A 19,125-nucleotide genomic window follows, 5' to 3' on the forward strand; every position below is an offset into this window, starting at 1 on the left:
ATGAGTCACACCGTCATGCAGCTCCTCCTCGCCGCGACCGTCGTCCTCCCCCTCCTGGGCGCCGTCGCCGCCCTGCTCCCCGCCCCGCCCGGCCTCAAGGGGAAGAGCCCCGAGCAGGCCGTGCTCCGCCACGGCGTGACCGTCACGGGCGTCGTCCTCGCGCTGTCCGTCGCCCTCGCCGCCGGCTTCGACCACGGCCACCCGGCGCGGATGCAGGCCACCACCGACCTCCCCTGGATCCCCGCCCTCGGCATCCGGATCCACCTCGGCGTCGACGGCATCTCGCTCCCCCTCCTCGTCCTGACCGCGCTGCTGACCTTCCTCTGCGCGCTGTACAGCTACTTCAAGCCGCCCGTGGGCCCGTCCCCCAAGGCGTTCGTCGCGCTGCTCCTCGTGCTCGAGGCCGGCACCCTGGCGTCCTTCGCCGTCCTCGACCTGATGCTGTTCTTCCTGGCCTTCGAGACGGTGCTCGTCCCGATGTACTTCCTCATCGCCCGCTGGGGCGGCGAGGGCCGGGAGCGCTCCGCGTGGCGCTTCATCCTCTACACGCTGCTCGGCTCGGTCGTGATGCTGCTGGGCCTCCTCCTCGTGGGCATCGACGGCGGCACGTTCGACATGGTGGCACTCGCCACTGACAACGGGTCCTCGCTGAGCCACACCACGCAGGTCATCGCGGTTCTGGCCATCGGCGTCGGACTGGCCGTCAAGGCCCCCATGTGGCCGCTGCACAGCTGGCTGCCCGACGCCCACACCTCCGCCCCCACGGTCGGCTCGGTGCTCCTCGCGGGCGTCCTGCTGAAGATGGGCACGTACGGGTTCGTGCGCATCGTCCTGCCGATCGCCCCGGACGGCGCCCACACCTTCGCGCCCTACCTCGGCGCCTTCGCGGCCGTCGGCATCGTCTACGGCTCCCTGGTCTGCCTCGCCCTCGCCCGCAAGGGCGCCAAGGGCGACCTCAAGCGGCTGATCGCCTACTCGTCCGTCGGCCACATGGGCTTCGTCCTCCTGGGCATCGCCACCCTCACCCCCACCGGGGTCAACGGCGCCCTCTTCGCCAACATCGCCCACGGCCTCATCACCGGCCTCCTCTTCTTCCTCGTCGGCGCCATCAAGGACCGCTACGGCACCAGCGACCTCGACAGCCTCGCCGGCACCACCGGCGCCGCGCTCTACGGCCGCGCCCCGCGCCTCGGCGGCCTGCTCGCCTTCGGCGCCGTGGCCTCCCTCGGGCTCCCCGGCCTCGCCGGGTTCTGGGGCGAGATGCTGGCGATGTTCGCCTCCTTCCGCCCCGCCGACGGGCTCGGCCGCCCCGCGTTCCTCGTCTTCATGGCCCTGGCCGGCCTCGGCACCCTGCTCACCGCGGCCTATCTGCTGGTCGTCGTGCGCCGCGTGTGCATGGGCGGCGACGTGGACCCGGCGGCCGAGCGGGCCGGCGAGATGCCCGACGGCCCGGCCCTCCCCGACGTCCGCCGCCACGAGTTCGCCGCCTGGTCCCCGCTCGTCGCCCTCACCGTCCTCGCCGGACTCTGGCCCGCGGCCCTCCTCGGCCTCACCGACCCGGCCGTTCAGCAGCTCCTCGCAGGAGGCAAGTGATGGGCTCCCTGGTCCAGTCCGTCGACTGGCTCGCCATCGCCCCGCCCACCGTCACGGCCGCCGTGGCGCTGGTCGTCCTCGTCGTCGACCTCTTCCTCCCGGAGGACCGCAAAGCCCTCCTCGGCCGGATCGCCCTCGGCGGTCTCGCCCTGGCCGGGCTCTCCCTCCTCCCGCTGCTGCGCGGCGACCGCTCGACCTTCTGCCTCACCGGACCCGACGTCGCCGTCACGGCGTGCAGCTACACGGCCGACCGCTTCACCCTCGTCATCCAGCTGCTGGTACTGGGCGGCGCCCTGCTGACGGCCCTGCTGTCCGTTGGCACGATCGCCGATTCCAAACTTCCCGCGGGGGAGTACTGGTTCCTGCTGCTGTCGTCGGCCGCCGGCGCCGCGCTGCTGCCCGCCTCCCGTGACCTGGCGACCCTCGTCGTGGCCCTGGAAGTGGCCTCGCTGCCCGCCTTCGCCCTCGTCGGCCTGCGCCGCGGCGACCGCCGCTCCTCCGAGGCGGCCCTGAAGTTCTTCCTGTCGTCCGTGACCGCCACCGCCGTCACCCTCCTCGGCGTGTCCTTCCTCTACGCCGCGACCGGCACCCTCCACCTCACGGAGATCGCCGACGGCCTCGGCCACATCGACCCGCGCCTGGCCGTCCTCGCCAAGGCGGGCGTCGCCCTGACCCTCGTCGGCTTCGCCTTCAAGACCGCCGCCGTCCCCTTCCACTTCTGGGTGCCCGACACCTACGTGGGCGCGCCGCTGCCCGTCGCCGCGTACCTGTCGGTGGTCGGCAAGGCGGTCGGCTTCACCGGCATCGCCCTGGTGACGGTCGTCGCCCTCCCCTCGTACGCCGACGTCTGGGGCCCGGCCCTGGCCGTGCTCGCCGCGGTCACCATGACCGCCGGCAACGTCGCCGCGCTGCGCCAGCGCCCCGACCGCGAGCACAGCGCCGTACGCCTGCTGGCCTGGTCCTCCGTCGGTCAGGCGGGCTATCTGCTCGTCCCGCTCGCCGCCGCCGGCTACGCCGACGACCCCTCGCGGGCCATCGGCTCCACCGTCGCGTACGCCCTGATGTACGCGGCCGTGAACCTCGGCGCCTTCGCCGTCGCCGCCCTCGTGGCCCGCACCCGCCCCGGCAACCGGATCACCGACTACCGCGGCCTGTACGCCCGCAACCCGCTCGCCGCCCTCGCGCACGCCTTCTTCCTGCTGTGCCTCGCCGGGCTGCCGCCGGGCGTCATCGGGCTCTTCGCCAAGGTCACCGTCTTCTCGGCGGCAGTCGACGCGGGGCTGGGCTGGCTGGCGGTCGTCATGGCCGTCAACGTCGTGATCGCGCTGTACTACTACCTCCAGTGGACAGCGGTCCTCTTCAAGGGCGGCCGCGAGGAGGCGGGGGAAACGCTGCCGACCGGTTCGGCGGCCGATTCGACAGCCGCCCCGGTGGCCGAACCGGTGGTGCGCGTTCCGGCCACCCTCGGGGCGGCCATCGCCCTGGCCACGGCCCTCGGAGTGGCCCTCTCCGGCGCGCCCCAGCTGGTCCTGCGCTTCGCCTCGCAGGCACTCCTGTAGCGGTATCACCGTCTTTCACCCGAATGGCGCGGCCTCCCGCGGCCCCTGCGGGGTGCACAAGGGAACTAGCGGCCCTCGTCTGGCGTTGACCAGTTCGAAAGGTTCCACTGGTTCAAGGGTTCCCCTGCCGCACCATTTGGAGGGCGTACCGTGCACCGCCGGCACAACGGGCTCAGGACAGCCGCGCTCCTCGGGGGCCTGTCCGCGCTCATCATCGTCATCGGCAGCATGTTCGGGCGTGGCGGTCTGATCGTCGCCGTCCTCGTGGCCCTCGGCACCAATGCCTACGCCTACTGGAACAGCGACAAGCTCGCCCTGCGTGCGATGCGGGCCCGGCCGGTCAGCGAGTTCGAGGCCCCGCACCTCTACCGCATGGTCCGCGAACTCTCCACGGCCGCCCGCCAGCCGATGCCCCGGCTGTACATCTCCCCGACCGAGGCCCCCAACGCCTTCGCCACCGGCCGCAACCCGCGCAACGCCGCCGTCTGTTGCACCGAGGGCATCATGCGCCTCCTGGACGAGCGCGAGCTGCGCGGCGTCATCGGCCACGAGCTCAGCCACGTCTACAACCGCGACATCCTCATCTCCTCGGTGGCCGGCGCCCTCGCCTCGGTGGTGATGTTCCTGGTGAACTTCGCCTGGCTGATCCCCATCGGGCGCTCCGACGACGACGAGGGCCCCGGCATCGTCGGCATGATCATGATCATGCTGCTGGGCCCCATCGCGGCCTCCCTCATCCAGCTCGCCGTCAGCCGCTCCCGCGAGTACGAGGCCGACGCCTCCGGCGCCCGCCTCACCGGCGACCCCCTGGCCCTGGCCGCCGCCCTCCGCAAGCTGGAGCTCGGCACCCAGCGGCTGCCGCTGCCGCCGGAGCCCCGCCTGGAGACGGCCAGCCACATGATGATCGCGAACCCGTTCCGCCCGGGCGAGGGCATGTCCAAGCTCTTCTCGACGCACCCGCCGATGGGGGAGCGCATCGCGCGACTGGAGCGGATGGCGGGCCCGGGCGGCCGGCTCGGCGCCTGACAGCGGCTACGCGCCCGTCGTCGGGAACGGCGCCCCGAAGGGGCGCGGGGCAGCGTCGATATGCGGCTACCGCCGCGTGGGCGCGACCAGCCACGACGCACCAGCAGATGACGTACCGGACTCCCAGCGGAGCGCCTAGTGGCGGTGGTGGCCGCCGGACGGCCGCTCGCCGAGGCCCGGCAGATGCCCGGGAGTCGGCCGGTGACCACCGGACGGCCGCTCGCCGAGGCCCGGCAGATGTCCGCTGGTCGGCCGGTCCCCGCCGGACGGCCGGTCGCCGAGCCCCGGCAGGTGCCCGGGAGTCGGCCGGTGACCACCGGGCGGCCGGTGGCCGGGGTACGGCCGGTCGCCCCGTCCGCCGCTGCTGGCCAGGGTGATCGTCTCGCCGTTGTGCGAACCGCCCTGGCACACCATCGAGTTGTTGTCGTCGTCGAGGACTCCGAGCCCGTCGTCGTTGCCGGGGTAGCTGGGCCAACCGCCCCCGGTGACGCACCCCAGGATGTCGACATCGGCGGGAGCGGCAGGGGCGGCAGGAGCGGCGGCTCGGGCGCTGCTGGGCGCGCTGACGGCGACGACCGCCACCGCCGCGACCGCCAGTCCTGCGATTCGGTACGTGTGCATGGGACTCCGACTCCTCGTCCTGTCGTCCTGTCCGTACGTCCGCGTGGTGCGGCCCGGTCCAGCCACATGACCACGCCCCGGACGCCACGGCGCGCTGGGCTGCGCCGGAAGGGTCACGACACGGCCGTCGGGGTGCCGGGCATCCCCCATACGGCTCACGTCGCCCTCAAGTTGCCGGTACAACGGGTCAGTTGACAGCGCTACGCACAACGCCGTAATCCCAGAAGGGAGTAGAAGTGCGGTCAGGCCCGGAGGCGGGAGGTGGCGGGGGATGGTTCTCCTCGATCTGCAAGGCATGGAACCCGAGATGAGCGAAGCGCGAAGGCTGGACCTGGGCGCCAGCGACGACAGCGGACTCAGCGTCCTCATCTGCGGGGGCGACGGCGACTGACGCCCATGCGGGGGCATCTCCTCCGGATGCCCCCGACTCACCCCCTAGGGGTCCGCTCAGGGCCTCCCACCTGCGGAAGCGGCAACCGTACGCGGCCCTTCCGGCGTCTCATTCGCTGGAGAACCGGTCGCGTGGGAGGCTATAAATCATGAGGTTCATCCTGAATGTCATCTGGCTGGTCCTCTGTGGACTGTGGATGGCGCTCGGCTACGTCGTCGCCGGTCTGATCTGTTGCGTCCTCATCGTCACGATTCCCTTCGGCATCGCGAGCTTCCGGATCGCCGGCTACGCGCTGTGGCCGTTCGGCCGGACGACGGTCGAACGCCGGGACGCGGGCGCGGGCTCGCTGATCGGGAACGTCATCTGGTTCATTTTCGCCGGATGGTGGCTGGCGCTGGGGCACATCGTCACCGGTATCGCCATGTGCTGCACGATCATCGGCATCCCGCTGGGCATCGCCAACTTCAAGCTGATCCCGATCTCGCTGATGCCGCTGGGCCGGGAGATCGTCCCGACGGACGCGCCCTTCGCGACGCGCTGATCGCTCGCAGGAAAGCTCGCAGGAAAGCTCCGGAAAGACGGAAGGGGCGCGTCAGGAGCGGCTTCGCCGCCGCTCCTGACGCGCCCCTTCCGGGTGCGCGCTAGCGGTAGTTCACAAACTGGATCGCGAAGTCCAGGTCCTTGCCCTTGAGGAGGGCGATGATGGTCTGGAGGTCGTCGCGGCTCTTGGAGGAGACGCGCAGCTCGTCACCCTGGACCTGGGCCTTGACGCCCTTGGGGCCCTCATCGCGGATGATCTTCGCGACCTTCTTCGCGTTCTCCTGGGAGATGCCCTCCTCGATGGACGCGAAAAGCTTGTATTCCTTGCCGGACGCCTGCGGCTCGCCCGCGTCCAGGGACTTCAGGGAGATGCCGCGCTTGACCAGCTTGGTCTCGAAGATGTCGAGAACGGCCTTCACTCGCTCCTCGGAGTTGGCACGCATCTCGATCTTCTCGCCCGACCAGGCGATCGAGGCGCCGACGCCCTTGAAGTCGTAGCGCGTCGAGATCTCCTTGGCGGCCTGGTTGAGGGCGTTGTCGACCTCCTGCCGCTCGACCTTCGAGACGATGTCGAAACTGGAGTCGGCCATATTGAGTTGGCTCCTCGTGCGTAGATCCGTCAGGGGACGCGGCCCGAGGGCCGCGTGGCCAGCCTAGTCACCCGGGGCCCGGACGAGGGGCTGTGAACCGAGTGGCGGAGCACCCCAGGTCATCGGGTATTGTTTACGTCGTTGCCACGGAGCGCTCGAAAGAGCGACCGAGGTGACGACCCATGGCGGTGTGCCCGAGTGGCCAATGGGAGCGGACTGTAAATCCGTCGGCTTAGCCTACCCAGGTTCGAATCCTGGCGCCGCCACGGAACGAGGCCCCTGATCTGCGAAGATCAGGGGCTTCTTTCGTTTCAGGAGGCCCCGCCCAGCGCCTTCACGGCCTCGGACACCGGCGTGTCGCCGCCGATCAGCTCCAGCGTCAGGCCGACGGCCCCCCGCTCGTCCTCGGCCAGCAGCTCCGCCAGCACCGCCGCCACGTCGTCCCGGGGCACATCGCCCCGGCCCGTCGTGCCCGCCGCCAGCGTCACCCGGCCCGTGCCCGGTTCGTCCGTCAGCCGGCCCGGGCGCAGGATCGTCCAGTCGAGCCCGGCCCGGGAGCGGACGTCCGCGTCGGCGGCGCCCTTGGCCCGCAGATAGGCGGCGAAGACCGGGTCCGTGCCCTCCGGCGGCTCGCGGTCGGCGCCCATGGACGAGACGACGACGAAGCGCCGTACGCCCGCCGCCTCCGCCGCGTCGGCGAAGAGGACCGCGGCGGCCCGGTCCACGGTCTCCTTGCGGGCGGCCCCGCTGCCCGGGCCCGCGCCGGCCGCGAAGACGACCGCGTCGGCGCCCTCCAGATGGCGGGCGACGTCCGCCACGGCCGCCGTCTCCAGATCGCACACGACGGGCTCGGCGCCCGCCGCCAGCAGGTCCCCGGCCTGCCCGGGGCGGCGGATCATCCCCGCCACCTCGTCACCGCGCGCGGCGAGCAACCGCTCCAGCCGCAGCGCGATCCGACCATGTCCTCCAGCGATGACAATGCGCATGATCCGACCGTACGCCGCGGCCCCTCACGAGGGATCGCCGCCGCGCGGCGCCTGCCGGGGCAGGTCCAGGGCCACCGTGGCCTGGACGTCGCCGTACTCGCGGACCGCGCTGGTCCGGGCGACGACCCGGGCACGGTGCACGACGAGCCGGCTGTAGCCGAGGGACAGGACGCCCGCGACGGCCTGGCCCCGGACGGCCAGCAGCTCCGCCGGGAAGCCGGCCTCCACCCGGACCTCGGGCAGGCCCATCGTCGCGCGGGCCCACCCGCTGACGGCCTCGTAGGCCTGCTCGGGGGCGAGCTCGCCGTGCGAGGCGAGCAGGTAGGCGGCCTCCAGGGGGTCGCCGCGGCCCACGGGGTTGGCGGCGTCGCGCAGGGCACCGCTGCCCGCCGCGACTCTGACGCCCGCCGCGCGCAGCAGCCGTACGGGCGCGCACCACGCGCCGCCGCCCCGGGCCCCGCCCGAGACCCCGCAGTCGCCCTGGGGCAGGCAGACCACCGTCACCCCGGCCGCCGCCAGTTGCTGGCCCGCGCGGGCGGCCTGGTCGCGGGGGAGCCGGGCGAGGGCCCCGCACGGGCCGACGGCCACGCCGGGGCGCAGCCCGCCCGCCATGGCGGCCAGCCGGGCCAGCCGGGCCGGTTCGGCGCCGTCCGTGTGGAGGTCGACGGCGCAGCCGTGCTCGGCGGCCAGCGCGAGGACGGTCTCGGCGTAGCCGGTCGGGTCGGGGTCGAGGTCGGGGCAGCCGCCGATGACGGTGGCGCCCATCCCGACGGCGTCCCGCAGCATGGCGAGCCCGTCGGCCCCGGCGGCGCCGGTCAGCAGCCGGGGCACGGCCACCGCGCTGAGCTCCGTGAGCCCCCGCAGCGAGCGCCGCGCCGCCAGGACGCCCTCCAGGGCGCGCAGCCCCGCCACGTCGCCGATACGGACGTGGGTGCGCACGGCGGTGGCGCCGTGGCCCAGTTGCAGCAGGGCGGCCTCCGTCGTACGGCGCTGGACGTCCTCGACGCCGTGCGGCACCGGGCCGCCCAAGTCGGCCGTGAGCGCGGTGTCCAGGTGGGCGTGGGGATCGGCGGGCGCGGGCAGCAGCACATAGCCGGTGAGGTCGACGCGCGGGCCGGGGGCCAGGCTGCCCGCCGTGCCGACGGCCTCGATGCGTCCGCCGCTGAGGCGTACGTCCACCACGCGCCCGTCGGCGAGCCGGGCGCCGCAGAGCACCAGCGCGCCCTCGCCCGGTGGCGGGGCGGCGGCGTCGCCGTCGGGGCTTCTCGCGGGCTGCGGCTGACTGTCGGGCATCACGATCCTCCGGTAGGCCGGGGCGGGCATGATCACGCAGCGCTTCGAGCGTAGGCCGCGTACGGAGCCGGTCGGCGGAACCGCCGAATAGTCGTACTGGTGTGGCCCTCGGGAAGGCCGGGAGGGCGCCGGCGGCCACGCCGGTGACGGCCTGGGAGAACGCCCTGGCGGGGGCGGCCGCATACGGATTTCACCTTCGGCCGCAGACCGTGTAATGTCTTCCTCGCTCGCCCCAATAGCTCAGTCGGCAGAGCGTCTCCATGGTAAGGAGAAGGTCAACGGTTCGATTCCGTTTTGGGGCTCTGGTGTGGAAGGTTCCCCCGTCTTCGGACGGGGGAGTCGACCTCATCAAAGCGGCGTAGCTCAGTCGGTAGAGCAAGCGGCTCATAATCGCTGTGTCACCGGTTCAAGTCCGGTCGCCGCTACACACAGTAGCCGATTGTGGGGTCGGTCCTCCGATCGGCTACTCTTTTATGCGTTGTATCCGTCCATTCCGTCAAGGAGCACTCACGTGGCTGCCACCGACGTCCGCCCGAAGATCACGCTGGCCTGCGTGGAGTGCAAGGAGCGGAACTACATCACCAAGAAGAACCGGCGTAACGACCCGGACCGACTTGAGATGAAGAAGCACTGCCCGCGTTGCAACGCCCACACGGCGCACCGCGAGACGCGCTAACAGCGCACAGGTCGTTCATGAGGCCGTCCCCAGCTTCTGGGGGCGGCCTCATGGCATATTCCGACCCGTGTAAAGAGATTCCAGTCCCCTCAAAGGACCAGTCCACTCAGGAGGTGCCGGGCCATGGCGCTCGACCAGTCCTACGTCGGACGGACCTATCCGGCCACCGACCCCTATGAGGTCGGCCGGGAGAAGATCCGCGAATTCGCCGAGGCCATCGGCGACGCCAATCCGGCGTACACCGACCCCGAGGCCGCCAAGGCGCTCGGCCACCCCGATGTGATCGCTCCGCCCACTTTTGTGTTCGCGATCACTTTCCAGGCCGCCGGACTGGTCATCCAGGATCCGCAGCTGGGGCTGGACTACTCCCGAGTGGTGCACGGCGACCAGAAGTTCGCGTACACCCGCCCGGTGCGGGCGGGCGACCGGCTGACGGTCACGTCCACGATCGAGTCGATCAAGTCGCTGGCGGGCAACGACGTGCTGATGGTCCGCGGCGAGGTCCACGACGCGGCCGGCGAGCACGTCGTGACCGCGCACACGAAGCTGGTGGCGCGCGCCGCCGAGGAGGCGTGATGGCGGCCACGGTTTCGTACGACGAGGTCGAGGTCGGCACCGAGCTGCCCGCCGCGTCCTTCCCTGTGACACGCGCCACGCTCGTCCGCTACGCGGGTGCCTCCGGCGACTTCAACCCGATCCACTGGAACGAGAAGTTCGCCAAGGAGGTGGGCCTGCCGGACGTCATCGCACACGGCATGTTCACCATGGCCGAGGCGATCCGAGTGGTGACCGACTGGGCCGGCGACCCGGCCGCGGTGGTCGACTACGGGGTGCGCTTCACCAAGCCGGTCGTCGTGCCGAACGACGACAAGGGCGCGGTCATCGAGGTCTCCGCCAAGGTCGCGGCCAAGCTCGACGACGAGGCCCGCACGGTCCGCGTGGACCTCACGGCCGTCTGCGACGGCCAGAAGGTCCTCGGCATGGCCCGCGCGGTGGTCGCGCTCTCCTGAGCCTTCCGTAAGGGGCGCCCGCAATTGGCGGACGCCCCTTACTCTCCCTCTTGCTCCCACTCGGCCGCCGGGGTTTTTCCGTGCCTCCGGCGCGGTTCTGCCCCACCCGCCCCGCCCCCGACCCGCAAACCGGCGGCACCCGGAAGGCCCAGCGCCGGCGCCCCCGTACCCTGGTGCCCGTGCAGGAACGACACGACGCCCCCCTCGCCCCCCTGACCACCTTCCGTCTCGGTGGCCCCGCGACCCGACTCATCACGGCCGTCACCGACGCCGAGGTCGTCGAGGCCGTCCGCGAGGCCGACCGCACCGGCACCCCGCTGCTGATCATCGGCGGCGGCAGCAACCTGGTCATCTCCGACAAGGGCTTCGACGGCACGGCCCTGCGCATCGCCACCACCGGCTTCGACCTCCAGGGCACCCGCCTCGAGCTCGCCGCCGGCGAGAACTGGTCCGACGCCGTCGCCCGCACCGTCGACGCCGGCCTCGCCGGCGTCGAGTGCCTGGCCGGCATCCCCGGCTCCGCCGGCGCCACCCCCATCCAGAACGTCGGCGCCTACGGCCAGGACGTCTCCCAGACGATCACCGAGGTCGTGGCCTACGACCGCCGCACCGACGAGACGGTCACCCTCACCAACGCCGAGTGCGCCTTCTCCTACCGCCACAGCCGCTTCAAGCAGGACCCCTCGCGCTACGTCGTCCTGCGCGTCCGCTTCGAGCTGGAGGACGCGGGCGGGCTCTCCGCCCCCATCCGCTACGCCGAGACCGCGCGCACCCTCGGCGTCGAGCAGGGCGACCGCGTACCGGCCCTCCAGGCCCGGGAGACCGTGCTCAAGCTGCGCGCCGGCAAGGGCATGGTGCTCGACCCCGAGGACCACGACACCTGGTCGGCGGGCTCCTTCTTCACCAACCCGATCCTCACCACCGCCGAGCACGAGGCGTTCCTCGCCCGTGTCGCCGAGCGGCTCGGGCCGGACGTCATGCCGCCCGCCTTCCCGGCGGGCGACGGCACGGTCAAGACGTCGGCCGCGTGGCTCATCGACAAGGCGGGCTTCACCAAGGGCTACGGCGAGGGGCGCGCCCGGATCTCCGGCAAGCACACGCTCGCCCTCACGAACCGGGGCTCGGCCACGACGGAGGACCTCCTGGCCCTCGCCCGCGAAGTGCGGGACGGCGTTCACGCCGCGTTCGGGGTGACGCTGGTGAACGAGCCGGTGACGGTGGGCGTGGCGCTGTAGGGGGGCGCCTGCGGCGGGCTGGGCCCCAGTCCCGCCCTTTCACCGTTTCCCGGGGGCTCCGCCCCCGGACCCCCGGTCCTCAAACGCCGGACGGGCTGGGGTGAGCGACCCAGTCGTCGATGCCGTCCAGCAGCCCCTTCCGGACGGCGGCCGGCGCAGCCGACGCCCGTACCGACTGCCGCGCCAGCTCCGCCAGCTCGGCGTCGGTGAAGCCGTGGTGCTCCCGCGCCAGCTCGTACTGGGCGGCGAGCCGCGAGCCGAACAGCAGTGGGTCGTCCGCGCCCAGCGCCATCGGCACGCCCGCGTCCCACAGCGTCCGCAGCGGGACGTCGGCCGGCTTGTCGTAGACGCCCAGGGCGACGTTCGACGCCGGGCAGACCTCGCACGTCACCCCCCGCTCCGCGAGCTTCCGCAGCAGCCGCGGGTCCTCCGCGGCCCGTACGCCGTGCCCCACCCGGGCCGCGTGGAGGTCGTCCAGGCAGTCGCGGACGCTGCTCGGCCCCGCGAGCTCGCCGCCGTGCGGAGCGGCCAGCAGACCGCCCTCCCTGGCGATCTCGAAGGCGCGGTCGAAGTCCCGGGCGAGCCCGCGCCGCTCGTCGTTGGAGAGCCCGAAGCCGACCACGCCCTGGTCGGCGTAGCGCACCGCGAGCCGGGCGAGCGTACGGGCGTCCAGAGGGTGCTTCATCCGGTTGGCGGCGACGAGGACCCGTATCCCCAGCCCGGTCTCCTTCGACGCGTCCTCCACCGCGTCCAGGATGATCTCCAGGGCGGGGATCAGGCCGCCCAGCCGGGGCGCGTACGAGGTGGGGTCGACCTGGATCTCCAGCCAGCCCGAACCGTCCCGGACGTCCTCCTCCGCGGCCTCGCGCACCAGCCGCCGGATGTCCTCCTCGGACCGCAGGCAGGAGCGCGCGATGTCGTAGAGCCGCTGGAAGCGGAACCAGCCCCGCTCGTCCGTGGCCCGCAGCTTCGGCGGCCGGCCGCTGCTCAGCGCCTCGGGCAGGTGCACGCCGTACTTGTCGGCCAGCTCCAGCAGGGTCGAGGGGCGCATGGACCCGGTGAAGTGCAGGTGCAGATGGGCCTTGGGCAGCAGACGGAGGTCACGCGAGCGTTCCATTGCCCGATCCTGCCTCAAGCGCCACCGGACCGGAAGGTGTTTTCCCTGATCGGGGACCGACCCGAAAACGAATACGGGGTTCCGGCCGCACCGGCCGGAACCCCGAACAGCTCGCGCGAGCGAGCAGCAGGCTACTTCGCCTCCGCCAGCAGCTTCTGGATCCGCGAGACACCCTCCACCAGGTCCTCGTCACCCAGCGCGTAGGAAAGCCGCAGATAGCCCTGCGTGCCGAACGCCTCACCCGGCACCACGGCCACCTCGGCCTCGTCCAGGATCAGCGCGGCCAGCTCCACCGACGTCTGCGGCCGCTTGCCGCGGATCTCCTTGCCGAGGAGCTCCTTGACCGACGGGTAGACGTAGAACGCGCCCTCCGGCTCCGGGCAGAAGACGCCGTCGATCTCGTTCAGCATCGCGACGATCTTGCGGCGGCGGCGGTCGAAGGCGACCTTCATCTCCTCGACGGCCGTCAGGTCGCCCGACACGGCGGCCAGCGCCGCGACCTGCGCGACGTTCGACACGTTCGACGTGGCGTGCGACTGCAGGTTGGTGGCCGCCTTGACGACGTCCTTCGGGCCGATGACCCAGCCCACGCGCCAGCCCGTCATGGCGTAGGTCTTGGCGACGCCGTTGACCACGACGCACTTGTCGCGCAGCTCCGGCACGACGACCGGCAGCGAGGAGAACTCCGCGTCGCCGTAGACCAGGTGCTCGTAGATCTCGTCCGTCAGCACCCACAGGCCGTGCTCGGCGGCCCAGCGGCCGACGGCCTCGACCTGCTCGCGCGTGTAGACGGCGCCGGTCGGGTTGGACGGGGAGACGAAGAGCAGCACCTTCGTGCGCTCCGTACGGGCCGCCTCCAGCTGCTCGACCGACACCCGGTAGCCGGTGGTCTCGTCGGCCACGACCTCCACCGGCACACCGCCGGCGAGACGGATCGACTCCGGGTAGGTGGTCCAGTACGGGGCGGGGACGATGACCTCGTCGCCCGGGTCGAGGATCGCGGCGAACGCCTCGTAGATGGCCTGCTTGCCGCCGTTGGTGACGAGCACCTGGGAGGCGTCGATCTCGTAGCCCGAGTCGCGCAGGGTCTTGGCGGCGATGGCGGCCTTCAGCTCGGGGAGGCCGCCGGCCGGGGTGTAGCGGTGGTACTTGGGGTCACGGCAGGCCTCCACCGCCGCCTCGACGATGTAGCCGGGGGTCGGGAAGTCGGGCTCGCCGGCGCCGAAGCCGATGACCGGGCGCCCGGCGGCCTTGAGGGCCTTGGCCTTGGCGTCCACGGCCAGGGTGGCGGACTCGGAGATGGCACCGACGCGGGCGGAGACCCGGCGCTCGGTGGGGGACTGGGGAGGAGTCGCAGCGGTCATAGGGGCATCGTCCCAGACCCGTGGGAACGCGTGCGCGCCGATTCCGGCAGGTGGTACCGCCAAGGGGTTACCGGCCGTCCGGGCCCCCCGCCGGCCCCTCGCCGGGAGGCCCCCGCGCGCGTCCCCGGGAGGCCCCCACGCGCGTCGTCGCTGATAGCTGTTCGACGTCGGCCGCTTCAGCACGTACACTCATGCCTCGTTGGCCTCCACCGGCGAATCCGCTCCCGGGCACACCGTGCTTCCGGGCGGATGCGGTACGTTGGGGGAACCACAAAGGGTCGTAGCTCAATTGGTAGAGCACTGGTCTCCAAAACCAGCGGTTGGGGGTTCAAGTCCCTTCGGCCCTGCTACACGCACCGCCAGGTTGCGTGCATGCGTACGTACTGAAATGCACCGCCGTGCGGCTCACCCGGGCGCGGCACGGCCACGACCGGGATTCAGGTGAGGACGTAGTGACGGAAGCCCTTGGCTCCACCGCGACGCCTGAGAGCGGTCGTCCCGAGGACGAGGCGCCCACCAAGCGCCGCGGCGGGAAGCGCGGGAAGAAGGGCCCTCTGGGCCGCCTCGCGCTGTTTTACCGGCAGGTAGTCGCCGAGCTCCGCAAGGTTGTCTGGCCCTCCAAGAGCCAGCTGTCGACGTACACCACTGTGGTGATCGTCTTCGTTGTCATCGTCATTGGACTGGTGACCGTGATTGACTATGGGTTTGAGCAGGCCGTCAAGTACGTCTTCGGCTGAGCCGGCCCCCGTGCGCAAGGCGGCCCTCGTAGAGAGCCGCCTCTTCGCTCGTTCCACCCCTTGTAGCCAGGAAGAAGCAGCCACGTGTCTGACCCGAACCTGAACGACGCCGGCGAGCCCGTCGCGGCCGAGGCCAACGTTGACGAGGCTGTCTCGGCCGAGGTGCAGGGCGACGACACCCCGCAGGAGATCGTCGAGAACGCCGACAACGTCGACGAGCTCGACGCCGAGGACGCCGCCGCGGGCGAGCCGGCCGAGGAGGCCGCGCTGCACGTCGAGTCCGAGGCCGACGCGGAGGCCGCCGAGGCCGACGCCGAGTCCGAGGAGGCGGAGTCCGTGGAGGACGCCGCTCCGGTCGACCCGGTCGCCGCGCTCCGCGACGAGCTCCGTGGCCTGCCCGGCGAGTGGTACGTCATCCACACCTACGCGGGCTACGAGAACCGCGTGAAGACCAACCTCGAGCAGCGCGCCGTCTCGCTGAACGTCGAGGACTACATCTTCCAGGCCGAGGTGCCGCAGGAAGAGGTCGTCCAGATCAAGAACGGCGACCGCCGCACCGTCCGCCAGAACAAGCTCCCCGGCTATGTCCTGGTGCGCATGGACCTGACGAACGAGTCCTGGGGCGTCGTCCGCAACACCCCGGGCGTCACCGGCTTCGTCGGCAACGCCTACGACCCGTACCCGCTGACCCTGGACGAGATCGTCAAGATGCTCGCCCCGGAGGCCGAGGCGAAGGCCGCCAAGGAGGCCGCCGAGGCCGAGGGCCGTCCGGCCCCGTCCCGCAAGGTCGAGGTCCAGGTGCTGGACTTCGAGGTCGGCGACTCGGTCACGGTCACGGACGGTCCGTTCGCGACCCTCCAGGCCACGATCAACGAGATCAACGCCGACTCGAAGAAGGTCAAGGGCCTCGTCGAGATCTTCGGTCGCGAGACCCCGGTCGAGCTCAGCTTCGACCAGATCCAGAAGAACTAGTTCAGAACTGGTTCCCTCTGGGACATACGCTTCCGAACAGGTCAGACCGGCTGCTCATAGCCCGTCTGACCTGCTCGGTTTTTGGCCGCAGCATGTTACCCGTTATCGTGGTGCGGTATGCCTGCGCGCACTGTGCGCAGGCAAAAAAACTCTCACTAGGACCCGGAGAGAGCAATGCCTCCCAAGAAGAAGAAGATCACGGGGCTTATCAAGCTCCAGATCAGCGCCGGTGCCGCCAACCCGGCCCCGCCGGTCGGCCCCGCGCTGGGTCAGCACGGCGTCAACATCATGGAGTTCTGCAAGGCCTACAACGCCGCGACCGAGTCGCAGCGTGGCATGGTCGTGCCGGTGGAGATCACGGTCTACGAGGACCGTTCCTTCACCTTCGTCACCAAGACTCCGCCGGCCGCGAAGCTGATCCTCAAGGCCGCGGGCGTGGACAAGGGCTCCGGCGAGCCGCACAAGACCAAGGTCGCGAAGCTGACGCGCGAGCAGGTCCGCGAGATCGCCACCACCAAGATGCCCGACCTGAACGCCAACGACCTGGACGCCGCCGAGAAGATCATCGCCGGCACCGCCCGTTCCATGGGCGTCACGGTCGAGGGCTGATCAGCTCCCGCTGACCCCTCAGTGGCAGGGCCAAGCGCTGGCCCGGACCACGACTCCACGCTCAACCTTTCAGGAGCAGAAGTGAAGCGCAGCAAGACTCTCCGCGCTGCGGACGCCAAGATCGATGCGGAGCGCCTGTACGCCCCGCTCGAGGCCGTCCGTCTCGCCAAGGAGACCTCCTCCATCAAGTTCGACGCGACCGTCGAGGTTGCCTTCCGCCTGGGTGTCGACCCGCGCAAGGCCGACCAGATGGTCCGTGGCACCGTGAACCTTCCGCACGGCACCGGTAAGACCGCCCGGGTCCTGGTCTTCGCGACCGGTGACCGTGCCGAGGCCGCGCGTGCCGCGGGCGCCGACATCGTCGGTGCCGACGAGCTCATCGACGAGGTCGCCAAGGGCCGTCTGGACTTCGACGCCGTCGTCGCCACCCCGGACCTCATGGGCAAGGTCGGCCGCCTCGGCCGCGTGCTCGGTCCGCGTGGTCTGATGCCGAACCCGAAGACCGGCACGGTCACCCCGGACACGGCCAAGGCCGTGACCGAGATCAAGGGCGGCAAGATCGAGTTCCGAGTGGACAAGCACTCGAACCTCCACTTCATCATCGGCAAGGTCTCCTTCGACGAGACCAAGCTGGTGGAGAACTACGCCGCCGCGCTTGAGGAGATCACCCGTCTCAAGCCGTCCGCCGCGAAGGGCCGCTACATCAAGAAGGCGACCCTGACCACCACGATGGGCCCGGGCATCGCCCTGGACCCGAACCGCACCCGCAACCTCCTCGTCGAGGACGAGGCCATCTGAGGACGGCCTCCCGCGGGCGCGTAGTGGCGCTCTGAGCAGTACGGGCCGGGCCCCGCACCTGATTCCAAGGTGCGGGGCCCGGCTCGATTTGCATCCATACGCACCTATCGCGTAATCTCCTGGAGAAGCCAAAGACCGCTGGTCGTTGTCGCGCCTCCATCCGGGGGTGTGGCGGCCGAAGGATCCGCTAGCTGCGGGCGACCTGCGCAGGTGTCAAGAGGATTGCACTCCCGCCGAGACGTAAGAGGATTACGTCCCCGCGGTCGAGTCACGCCCCGAGCGCCTGCGCCGGGGCGTTTCGTTTTGCCCAAGCCCCCTTCTCGCGCCTAAGCGGTCCGAATCACCCGGAAGGAGGCCGAGGCTCATGGCGACGTCCGCCAAGGCCGCCGCGGTTGCCGAGCTGACGGACAAGTTCCGCAGCTCCAACGCCGCTGTGCTGACCGAGTACCGCGGGCTCACCGTGGCGCAGCTCAAGACGCTGCGCCGTTCGCTCGGTGAGAACGCGCAGTACGCCGTGGTGAAGAACACGCTGACCAAGATCGCGGCCGCAGAGGCCGGGTACCAGCTCGACGCCCAGCTTTTCGCTGGTCCGACGGCTGTCGCCTTCGTCACCGGTGACCCGGTGGAGTCGGCGAAGGGTCTTCGTGACTTCGCCAAGGAGAACCCGAACCTGATCATCAAGGGCGGTGTCCTTGATGGCAAGGCGCTGTCCGCCGATGAGATCAAGAAGCTTGCGGACCTCGAGTCCCGCGAGGTTCTGCTCAGCAAGCTGGCCGGTGCCATGAAGGGCAAGCAGTCCCAGGCTGCCTCGCTCTTCCAGGCGCTGCCGACGAAGCTCGTCCGCACCGCGGACGCGCTGCGCGCCAAGCTCGCCGAGCAGGGCGGTGCCGAGTAATTCGGCTCGCGCATTGATCGGCGCCACTCGGCGCTGATCGCAGCGGGCCGTACGCCCGCCGACATGTACATCCGGCACCTGCCGACTTAGTGGAAGGACCGCCATCATGGCGAAGCTCACCAAGGACGAGCTGCTCGCGCAGTTCGAGGAGATGACCCTCATCGAGCTCTCCGAGTTCGTCTCCGCCTTCGAGGAGAAGTTCGACGTCACCGCCGCCGCCGCCGCGCCGGTCGTCATGGCCGGTGCCGCCGGTGGCGCCGCTGCCGCCGAGGTCGAGGAGAAGGACGAGTTCGACGTCATCCTCACCGCCGCCGGTGACAAGAAGATCCAGGTCATCAAGGTCGTGCGCGAGCTGACCTCCCTGGGTCTGAAGGAGGCCAAGGACCTCGTCGACGGCACCCCGAAGCCGGTCCTCGAGAAGGTCGCCAAGGACGCCGCGGAGAAGGCCGCCGAGGCCCTCAAGGGCGCCGGCGCCTCCGTCGAGGTCAAGTAAGTACCTCGGGAGTCTGCCGACTCTCCCTCCGGCCTTCACGGCCGGAATCAACCAAGGGCGATCACCCGCACGGGTGGTCGCCCTTGGGCGTTCCCGGGACGGATGCGCGCACGGCGGCCCGGAGACGAGTATGGTGATCTTCGCCGCCTCGCCGAGGCGGCGACCCGCTCCCAGCAGGGCGGGAAGGCGCCCCGAGCGGCCGCCGGGGGCCGAGGGGCCTTGACGAACGGCACGCCGCGCGCGATTCTCAGGACGCGTCCTACGGGCGCGCCGCCACATCGATCCTCCGTCCGAGGCATGGATCGAAGGCGGAGCGGGAAGTAACGTCATGCGCTTCCCGCGCATGGCTTGCGTCGGGCAGGACGCCAGGCGATGCGGAACAACAGGATCCCGGAGGGAGAGATTGGTATCGCACCGGTCTCCGGAAATCCGCTCTGGACATCAGTGGGCCAAGTGGCTACACTGACCCTTTGCGCTGCCTGTTAGCTGCTCCCTGCCCGTCACCAGGGGCATGCCCACTCTCGAGCACAGCTGATGGAAACCCCCTGAGCTGGGATTTCTCTCGTACGCGACGAGTGGGACCGGTACGCGCGTAGTGAGTCCGAGCCCTCGGAAGGACC

General features: G+C 70.9%; 21 protein-coding genes and 4 tRNA genes. 19 read left to right on the forward strand and 6 right to left on the reverse strand.

Translation table 11 applies throughout. From position 1 onward, the window contains the following. The 3 genes from ACFYZR_RS14720 (at position 1) to htpX (ending at position 4,178) form a co-directional block, all read left to right on the forward strand. Positions 1-1,593 carry a NuoM family protein gene (locus tag ACFYZR_RS14720; protein WP_391910055.1) on the forward strand — a complete coding sequence of 531 codons (1,593 nt, stop codon included), beginning with the start codon at positions 1-3 and terminating at the stop codon, positions 1,591-1,593. Then, complete coding sequence (locus ACFYZR_RS14725) at positions 1,593-3,152, forward strand: NADH-quinone oxidoreductase subunit N (protein ID WP_391910057.1); 1,560 nt, start codon at positions 1,593-1,595, stop codon at positions 3,150-3,152. Before ACFYZR_RS14720 ends, ACFYZR_RS14725 begins: the two co-directional genes overlap by 1 nt. 150 nt (positions 3,153-3,302) lie before the next feature. Further along, positions 3,303-4,178: a zinc metalloprotease HtpX gene (gene htpX / locus ACFYZR_RS14730; protein ID WP_391910059.1), complete on the forward strand. Its 876-nt coding sequence runs from the start codon at positions 3,303-3,305 to the stop codon at positions 4,176-4,178. Between the two features lie 135 nt (positions 4,179-4,313). On the opposite strand, the gene ACFYZR_RS14735 is transcribed toward htpX, so the two are convergent. Next, on the reverse strand, positions 4,314-4,799 hold the full coding sequence (locus ACFYZR_RS14735; protein WP_391910061.1) for a hypothetical protein: 486 nt from the start codon (positions 4,797-4,799) through the stop codon (positions 4,314-4,316). A 271-nt stretch (positions 4,800-5,070) separates the two neighbouring features. Here ACFYZR_RS14735 and ACFYZR_RS14740 point away from each other — a divergent pair, with 271 nt between their 5' ends. After that, positions 5,071-5,190, forward strand: a complete 120-nt coding sequence (locus ACFYZR_RS14740; RefSeq protein ID WP_391910063.1) for a SapB/AmfS family lanthipeptide — start codon at positions 5,071-5,073, stop codon at positions 5,188-5,190. A gap of 148 nt (positions 5,191-5,338) precedes the next feature. Beyond that, the gene (locus tag ACFYZR_RS14745; protein ID WP_391910065.1) at positions 5,339-5,731 is read left to right on the forward strand and encodes a YccF domain-containing protein; all 393 of its coding nucleotides are present in this window, start codon (positions 5,339-5,341) and stop codon (positions 5,729-5,731) included. 100 nt (positions 5,732-5,831) lie between these two features. Here ACFYZR_RS14745 and ACFYZR_RS14750 read toward each other — a convergent pair whose 3' ends face one another. Continuing rightward, a complete protein-coding gene (locus tag ACFYZR_RS14750) occupies positions 5,832-6,320 on the reverse strand; it encodes a YajQ family cyclic di-GMP-binding protein (protein WP_189456515.1) in 489 nt (162 codons plus the stop codon). Positions 6,321-6,504: 184 nt separating this feature from the next. On the opposite strand from ACFYZR_RS14750, the gene ACFYZR_RS14755 reads away from it, so the two are divergent. Continuing rightward, positions 6,505-6,586: transfer RNA gene (locus tag ACFYZR_RS14755), tRNA-Tyr, on the forward strand. A gap of 45 nt (positions 6,587-6,631) precedes the next feature. Here the strand turns inward: ACFYZR_RS14755 and ACFYZR_RS14760 are convergent. Further along, positions 6,632-7,306 (reverse strand): SDR family oxidoreductase, encoded by a 675-nt coding sequence (locus ACFYZR_RS14760; RefSeq protein WP_391910067.1) that lies wholly within the window; start codon positions 7,304-7,306, stop codon positions 6,632-6,634. A gap of 24 nt (positions 7,307-7,330) precedes the next feature. Then, positions 7,331-8,599, reverse strand: a complete 1,269-nt coding sequence (locus ACFYZR_RS14765; protein ID WP_391910070.1) for an amidohydrolase family protein — start codon at positions 8,597-8,599, stop codon at positions 7,331-7,333. Between the two features lie 229 nt (positions 8,600-8,828). Between ACFYZR_RS14765 and ACFYZR_RS14770 the strand changes: the two genes are divergently transcribed. From ACFYZR_RS14770 to ACFYZR_RS14795, 6 genes are all read left to right on the forward strand, one after another. Next, positions 8,829-8,901, forward strand: a tRNA-Thr gene (locus ACFYZR_RS14770). Between the two features lie 50 nt (positions 8,902-8,951). Beyond that, positions 8,952-9,024 (forward strand) — tRNA-Met (locus ACFYZR_RS14775). An 86-nt stretch (positions 9,025-9,110) separates the two neighbouring features. Beyond that, entirely contained in the window at positions 9,111-9,275 is a 165-nt protein-coding gene (gene rpmG / locus ACFYZR_RS14780; protein WP_004571794.1) for a 50S ribosomal protein L33, read from the forward strand. Positions 9,276-9,398: 123 nt separating this feature from the next. Continuing rightward, the gene (locus ACFYZR_RS14785) at positions 9,399-9,851 is read left to right on the forward strand and encodes a MaoC family dehydratase N-terminal domain-containing protein (protein ID WP_391910072.1); all 453 of its coding nucleotides are present in this window, start codon (positions 9,399-9,401) and stop codon (positions 9,849-9,851) included. Beyond that, positions 9,851-10,285 carry a MaoC family dehydratase gene (locus ACFYZR_RS14790; RefSeq protein ID WP_391910074.1) on the forward strand — a complete coding sequence of 145 codons (435 nt, stop codon included), beginning with the start codon at positions 9,851-9,853 and terminating at the stop codon, positions 10,283-10,285. Before ACFYZR_RS14785 ends, ACFYZR_RS14790 begins: the two co-directional genes overlap by 1 nt. Before the next feature lie 179 nt (positions 10,286-10,464). After that, a complete protein-coding gene (locus tag ACFYZR_RS14795) occupies positions 10,465-11,520 on the forward strand; it encodes a UDP-N-acetylmuramate dehydrogenase (RefSeq protein WP_391910076.1) in 1,056 nt (351 codons plus the stop codon). A gap of 79 nt (positions 11,521-11,599) precedes the next feature. Here ACFYZR_RS14795 and ACFYZR_RS14800 read toward each other — a convergent pair whose 3' ends face one another. After that, positions 11,600-12,637, reverse strand: a complete 1,038-nt coding sequence (locus ACFYZR_RS14800) for an adenosine deaminase (RefSeq protein WP_391910078.1) — start codon at positions 12,635-12,637, stop codon at positions 11,600-11,602. A 131-nt stretch (positions 12,638-12,768) separates the two neighbouring features. Then, positions 12,769-14,001, reverse strand: a complete 1,233-nt coding sequence (locus ACFYZR_RS14805) for a pyridoxal phosphate-dependent aminotransferase (RefSeq protein ID WP_391910080.1) — start codon at positions 13,999-14,001, stop codon at positions 12,769-12,771. Positions 14,002-14,275: 274 nt separating this feature from the next. On the opposite strand from ACFYZR_RS14805, the gene ACFYZR_RS14810 reads away from it, so the two are divergent. The 7 genes from ACFYZR_RS14810 to rplL all read left to right on the forward strand — a co-directional run bounded on the left by ACFYZR_RS14810 (position 14,276) and on the right by rplL (position 18,505). Further along, positions 14,276-14,348 (forward strand) — tRNA-Trp (locus tag ACFYZR_RS14810). A 105-nt stretch (positions 14,349-14,453) separates the two neighbouring features. Further along, a complete protein-coding gene (gene secE, locus ACFYZR_RS14815) occupies positions 14,454-14,738 on the forward strand; it encodes a preprotein translocase subunit SecE (protein WP_311609153.1) in 285 nt (94 codons plus the stop codon). A gap of 84 nt (positions 14,739-14,822) precedes the next feature. Continuing rightward, entirely contained in the window at positions 14,823-15,710 is an 888-nt protein-coding gene (gene nusG / locus ACFYZR_RS14820) for a transcription termination/antitermination protein NusG (RefSeq protein WP_391910082.1), read from the forward strand. A 174-nt stretch (positions 15,711-15,884) separates the two neighbouring features. Next, complete coding sequence (gene rplK / locus ACFYZR_RS14825) at positions 15,885-16,319, forward strand: 50S ribosomal protein L11 (protein ID WP_391910084.1); 435 nt, start codon at positions 15,885-15,887, stop codon at positions 16,317-16,319. Between the two features lie 81 nt (positions 16,320-16,400). Then, the gene (gene rplA / locus ACFYZR_RS14830) at positions 16,401-17,117 is read left to right on the forward strand and encodes a 50S ribosomal protein L1 (protein WP_391910086.1); all 717 of its coding nucleotides are present in this window, start codon (positions 16,401-16,403) and stop codon (positions 17,115-17,117) included. A gap of 364 nt (positions 17,118-17,481) precedes the next feature. Continuing rightward, positions 17,482-18,012: a 50S ribosomal protein L10 gene (gene rplJ, locus ACFYZR_RS14835; RefSeq protein ID WP_229352344.1), complete on the forward strand. Its 531-nt coding sequence runs from the start codon at positions 17,482-17,484 to the stop codon at positions 18,010-18,012. Positions 18,013-18,118: 106 nt separating this feature from the next. Continuing rightward, positions 18,119-18,505 carry a 50S ribosomal protein L7/L12 gene (gene rplL / locus ACFYZR_RS14840; RefSeq protein ID WP_391910089.1) on the forward strand — a complete coding sequence of 129 codons (387 nt, stop codon included), beginning with the start codon at positions 18,119-18,121 and terminating at the stop codon, positions 18,503-18,505. Positions 18,506-19,125: the final 620 nt, after the last annotated feature.

Origin of the sequence: Streptomyces sp. NPDC001678 (assembly GCF_042892945.1) — a bacterium.
GTDB lineage: Bacteria > Actinomycetota > Actinomycetes > Streptomycetales > Streptomycetaceae > Streptomyces.

Bases quoted from the DNA above. Each gene is read 5' to 3' on its own strand.
- ACFYZR_RS14720 (WP_391910055.1), top strand. From the start codon at position 1: ATGAGTCACACCGTCATGCAGCTCCTCCTCGCCGCGACCGTCGTCCTC.
- ACFYZR_RS14765 (WP_391910070.1), bottom strand. From the start codon at position 8,599: ATGCCCGACAGTCAGCCGCAGCCCGCGAGAAGCCCCGACGGCGACGCC.
- ACFYZR_RS14800 (WP_391910078.1), bottom strand. From the start codon at position 12,637: ATGGAACGCTCGCGTGACCTCCGTCTGCTGCCCAAGGCCCATCTGCAC.
- rplL (WP_391910089.1), top strand. From the start codon at position 18,119: ATGGCGAAGCTCACCAAGGACGAGCTGCTCGCGCAGTTCGAGGAGATG.
- ACFYZR_RS14790 (WP_391910074.1), top strand. From the start codon at position 9,851: ATGGCGGCCACGGTTTCGTACGACGAGGTCGAGGTCGGCACCGAGCTG.
- rplJ (WP_229352344.1), top strand. From the start codon at position 17,482: ATGGCGACGTCCGCCAAGGCCGCCGCGGTTGCCGAGCTGACGGACAAG.
- ACFYZR_RS14745 (WP_391910065.1), top strand. From the start codon at position 5,339: ATGAGGTTCATCCTGAATGTCATCTGGCTGGTCCTCTGTGGACTGTGG.
- rplK (WP_391910084.1), top strand. From the start codon at position 15,885: ATGCCTCCCAAGAAGAAGAAGATCACGGGGCTTATCAAGCTCCAGATC.
- ACFYZR_RS14750 (WP_189456515.1), bottom strand. From the start codon at position 6,320: ATGGCCGACTCCAGTTTCGACATCGTCTCGAAGGTCGAGCGGCAGGAG.
- ACFYZR_RS14785 (WP_391910072.1), top strand. From the start codon at position 9,399: ATGGCGCTCGACCAGTCCTACGTCGGACGGACCTATCCGGCCACCGAC.
- ACFYZR_RS14740 (WP_391910063.1), top strand. From the start codon at position 5,071: ATGGTTCTCCTCGATCTGCAAGGCATGGAACCCGAGATGAGCGAAGCG.
- ACFYZR_RS14735 (WP_391910061.1), bottom strand. From the start codon at position 4,799: ATGCACACGTACCGAATCGCAGGACTGGCGGTCGCGGCGGTGGCGGTC.
- ACFYZR_RS14760 (WP_391910067.1), bottom strand. From the start codon at position 7,306: ATGCGCATTGTCATCGCTGGAGGACATGGTCGGATCGCGCTGCGGCTG.
- ACFYZR_RS14725 (WP_391910057.1), top strand. From the start codon at position 1,593: ATGGGCTCCCTGGTCCAGTCCGTCGACTGGCTCGCCATCGCCCCGCCC.
- ACFYZR_RS14805 (WP_391910080.1), bottom strand. From the start codon at position 14,001: ATGACCGCTGCGACTCCTCCCCAGTCCCCCACCGAGCGCCGGGTCTCC.